Below are 4,175 nucleotides of genomic sequence, written 5' to 3'. Positions count from 1 at the left end.
CGGAGTGTCGCAGTAAGGGCGGTTGGTGCGATGCCGGGCCCTCATCAGCACCCCGGGCGAGACTCTGACGGCACGGTCGGCGGCAGCCCGGCAGGTCCTCCAGGATGTCCGCGGTGCCCAGGACGCCGGTGACGCCCGGGCGTTCCAGGGCGACGCACAGCCGGTCGAGGAGTTCGAAGCGGTCGGCCATGGCGTGGGGATCGGCGCCCACGCCGTTCGCGCCGCGGGCCGGGTGGTCGGCGGCGATGATCATCGCCTTGCCGTGCTCGCCCCGCAGCGAGGTCGCCTTCACGCGGCGGGCGGCGGCCGTCGCGACCGCACCGGGGTCGTTGACCCGGGCGTGCACGATCCGGTTCAGGTTCTCAGGCAGCACGGGTCACCTCGTCGAGTTCGGCCCCGACCTCGGCCTCGGTGGGCATCGCGTCGGAGCAGGACAGCCGGCCCGCCACGATGGCCCCGGCCGCGTTCGCGAAGGACACCGTGCGCCGGGTGTCCCAGCCGGACAGCAGCCCGTGGCAGAGCGCGCCGCCGAAGGCGTCACCGGCGCCCAGGCCGTTGACCACGTCCACCGGCACCGGCGGGATCTCGCTGGCCGTCCCGTCCCGGTCCACGGCCAGCACGCCCTTCGGGCCCTGCTTCACCACGGCCAGTTCCACACCGGCGGCCAGCAGCGCCTCAGCGGCGGCGTAGGGCTCCCGCTCACCGGTGGCGACCTCGCACTCGTCGATGTTGCCGACCGCGACGGTCGCGTGCCGGAGCGCTTCCCGGTAGTACGACCGCGCCTCGGCCGGGTCGGGCCCGGCTGTGTCCTTCCAGAACATCGGCCGCCAGTCCAGGTCGAACACCGTCGTGCCCGCCTTGGCCCGGTGCTCCAGCGCCGCCAGCGTCGCCGCGCGGCTCGGCTCCTCGCTCAGCCCGGTACCCGTCATCCAGAACACGGTGGCCTCGCGCACCGCCGCCAGATCCAGCTCGTCCGGCTGGATGTCCAGGTCGGGAGCCTTCGGCAGGCGGTAGAAGTAGAGCGGGAAGTCGTCCGGCGGGAAGATCTCGCAGAACGTCACCGGGGTCGGCGCGATGTCCGACACCCCGACGAAACGGGCGTCCACGCCGTAACCGCCGAGGGCCGTGCGGACGAAGTCGCCGAACGGGTCCCGGCCGGTCTTGGTGATGACCGCCGCCGAGCGGCCGTAGCGGGCCGCCGCCACCGCGACGTTCGTCGGGCTGCCGCCCAGGTACTTGCCGAACGAGGTGACCTCGGCCAGCCCCACCCCGGTCTGGAGCGGATACACGTCCACCCCCACCCGGCCCATGGTCAGCACTTCGAACGGCATCGCGCAGGTTCCCTTCATTCCGGAGCTAGCACCTGCACGATGACCCATGTGCGAATGTCATGTCAATAGGTCAGAGAGGCGGACCGGGGGCGGTGAGTGGCGGGCGTAGTACCGCGGTACAACCCCGGGGGACCCGTTCAGCCTCCGGTACCACCGGATCGGGGTGATCGCGGACTTAGCGTGGCGGAGAGGCGTCGGATTCGACGGGCGCCGAGTCCGAGTGAAGGAGCTCCGATGATCGACGCGCGGCAGCTGACCAAGAGGTACGGCGAGAAGACGGCCGTGGACGGCCTGGAATTCGTCGTGAGGCCGGGTACCGTGACCGGCTTCCTGGGGCCCAACGGGGCGGGGAAGTCCACCACGATGCGGATGGTCGTCGGGCTGGACGCCCCGACCAGCGGCTCCGTCACGGTGAACGGCAGGCACTACGCGCAGCACCGGGCGCCCCTGCAGGAGGTCGGCGCGCTGCTGGAGGCGAAGTCGATCCATCCGGGTCGCTCGGCCCGCAACCACCTCAGGGCGCTGGCGCTGACGCACGGCATCCCGCGCCGCCGGGTCGACGAGGTCATCGAGCTCGCCGGTCTCGGCAGCGTGGCCGCCAAGCGGGCCGGCGCCTTCTCCCTCGGCATGGGCCAGCGGCTCGGCATCGCGGCGGCCCTGCTGGGCGACCCGCAGACGGTGATGCTCGACGAACCCGTCAACGGCCTGGACCCCGAGGGTGTCCTGTGGATCCGCAACCTGCTGACGTCGCTCGCCGAGGAGGGGCGCACGGTCTTCGTGTCGTCGCACCTGATGAGCGAGATGGCGCTGGTCGCGGATCACCTGATCGTCGTCGGGCGCGGACGGCTGCTGGCCGACACGACCGTGCGGGAACTGGTGCGGCGGGCCGGCGGTGACACCGTGCACGTGGCCACGCAGGATCCGGCGCGGCTGCGGGAGGTCCTGGCGGGTCCGGGCGTCGACGTCACCGGGCGCATCGGCTCCGAGGCGCTGGAGGTGACCGGGCTGAGCGCGCGGGAGATCGGCCTGAAGGCCGCCGAGCACGGGATCGCGCTGTTCGAACTGAGCACGCGTGAGGTCTCCCTGGAGCAGGCCTTCATGGACCTGACCAAGGACGCCGTGGAGTACCACGGCGCCACGACCGCCGGCGAGACCGCCGAGTCCCTCGGGAGGACGGCATGACCACCACGCTCACCGCCACCACCGACACTCCCCCCGCCGTCGCACGCCCCGCCTACCGGGTGACCGGCAGGCGGGTGCTGGCCTCGGAATGGGCCAAGCTCTGGTCGCTGCGGTCGACCTGGATCACCCTCGGGATCGGCCTGCTGTTCCTCGTCGCGTTCGGGCTGATCGCGTCGAGCCGGTACAAGTCCGGGATCGGCTCCGCCCACATGGACCCGGACTTCGCCCGCTCGACCGCCGTGAGCCTGTCGTTGTTCGGTACGAACTTCGCGCAGCTCGCCCTCGGCGTCCTCGGCGTGCTGGTCACGGCGGGCGAGTACTCGACCGGCATGATCCGCTCCACGCTGGCCGCGGTGCCGCGCCGGCTGCCGGTGCTGTGGTCCAAGGCGGCCGTGTTCGGCCTGGTCGCGCTGGCCGTCGGCACGCTGGGCGTGTTGATCGCCTTCTTCTTCGGCAGCCGTATCGTCTCCGGCACGCCCGCGGCCATGGGCTTCTCCCATGCCGGTGTCGTACGGAGCCTGCTGGGCGCCGGCCTCTACCTGGGTCTGGTCGCCGTGATCGGCACGGCTCTCGGCGCGCTGCTGCGGTCGGTGGCCGGTGGCATCTCGGTACTGGTCGCCACCCTGATGCTGGTCCCCGGCCTGGTCTCGCTGCTGCCCAGCTCCTGGCGGGACGACATCAGCCGCTACCTGCCCAGCAACGCGGGCGAGTCGATGTTCGCCCTGACCCACGACTCCACGAGCCTGTCGCCCGGGGCCGGTCTGCTGGTCTTCGCCGGCTGGACGGTGCTGGCGCTGGCCGGGGCGGCGTACCGGCTGCTGCGCACCGACGTATGACACCCGCATGATGGGCAGGTGACCCCCGTGACCCTCGTGACCTCCCAGGTCACCGCGCCCACCCCCGCGACCGCCGACGAGCTCGGCGGGATGGGGCCGCTGGTCGCCCGGTTCTCCCGGGCCGGCCAGCGGCTGCGGCATGCCGACCGGGCTCGTCCGTGGGTGCTGGACACCACGGTGGTGCTGCTGGTCTTCCTGCTGTTCTGCCTGCCGGACCTGCTGCGCGGGGTCGGCGGCGACCACGGCGGCGACGAGCCGCGCCACCTCCGGCTGGCGTTCACCCAGCTGCCGGTCACGGCGATGCTCGCCCTGCAGGCCGGACTGGTGCTCCCCCTGCTGTGGCGCCGGCGCAGGCCCGCGGCGGCCTTCGGCGCCGTGGCCGCCGTCTTCGTGCTCCAGTGGTCGCTGGACGTCCTGCTGCGTGCGGACGTCGCCCTGTTCATAGCCCTGTACAGCCTCGTCCTGCACGGACGGCTGCGGCGGCTGCCCTGGGCCTGCGGGGTCATGACGGGCGCCATGGCGCTGGTCGCGGTGCGGGTGTCGGCGGTGGTGCCGTTCTGGGACGCGCTGTTCTTCCTGCTGAGCACGGCGACCGCGGCGCTCGCGCTCGGCCTCGCGGTCCGCATCCGGCGGGCGCAGCTGGCGGCGCTGCGGGACCGGGCCACCCGTCTGGAGGTGGAACGCGACCAGCGCAGCAGGCTCGCCGCCGCGGCCGAGCGCGCCCGGGTGGCCCGCGAGATGCACGACATCGTGGGCCACAACCTGGCCGTCATCATCACCCTCGCCGATTGGGCTACCGGGGCCCGTTGAATCGAAGGTTTCCCCC

3 protein-coding genes and 2 pseudogenes are annotated in these 4,175 nt (G+C 72.6%); 3 read left to right on the top strand and 2 right to left on the bottom strand.

Going from position 1 to position 4,175, the window contains the following annotated elements:
* Positions 1–373 (bottom strand): annotated as a pseudogene (locus tag ABZ646_RS41695) (hypothetical protein); the annotation flags it as partial.
* Entirely contained in the window at positions 363–1,331 is a 969-nt protein-coding gene (gene iolC, locus ABZ646_RS41690; protein ID WP_360531521.1) for a 5-dehydro-2-deoxygluconokinase, read from the bottom strand. The gene iolC and the pseudogene ABZ646_RS41695, both read right to left, overlap by 11 nt.
* Before the next feature lie 234 nt (positions 1,332–1,565).
* Between iolC and ABZ646_RS41685 the strand changes: the two genes are divergently transcribed.
* From ABZ646_RS41685 to ABZ646_RS41675, 3 genes and pseudogenes are all read left to right on the top strand, one after another.
* Positions 1,566–2,513: an ATP-binding cassette domain-containing protein gene (locus ABZ646_RS41685; protein WP_360531518.1), complete on the top strand. Its 948-nt coding sequence runs from the start codon at positions 1,566–1,568 to the stop codon at positions 2,511–2,513.
* On the top strand, positions 2,510–3,349 hold the full coding sequence (locus tag ABZ646_RS41680; protein ID WP_360531515.1) for an ABC transporter permease: 840 nt from the start codon (positions 2,510–2,512) through the stop codon (positions 3,347–3,349). The genes ABZ646_RS41685 and ABZ646_RS41680 overlap by 4 nt, the downstream gene beginning before the upstream one ends.
* A gap of 90 nt (positions 3,350–3,439) precedes the next feature.
* Positions 3,440–4,138 (top strand): annotated as a pseudogene (locus tag ABZ646_RS41675) (histidine kinase); the annotation flags it as partial.
* Between the last annotated feature and the right edge of the window lie 37 nt (positions 4,139–4,175).

Origin of the sequence: Streptomyces sp. NPDC007162 (assembly GCF_040634175.1) — a bacterium.
Lineage (GTDB): Bacteria > Actinomycetota > Actinomycetes > Streptomycetales > Streptomycetaceae > Streptomyces.
Note: the sequence above shows the minus strand (reverse complement) of the source record. Positions and strands in the feature narration are given on the sequence as shown.

Coding starts and splice junctions, on each gene's coding strand:
- ABZ646_RS41685 (WP_360531518.1), top strand. CDS start 1,566: ATGATCGACGCGCGGCAGCTGACCAAGAGGTACGGCGAGAAGACGGCC.
- ABZ646_RS41680 (WP_360531515.1), top strand. CDS start 2,510: ATGACCACCACGCTCACCGCCACCACCGACACTCCCCCCGCCGTCGCA.
- iolC (WP_360531521.1), bottom strand. CDS start 1,331: ATGCCGTTCGAAGTGCTGACCATGGGCCGGGTGGGGGTGGACGTGTAT.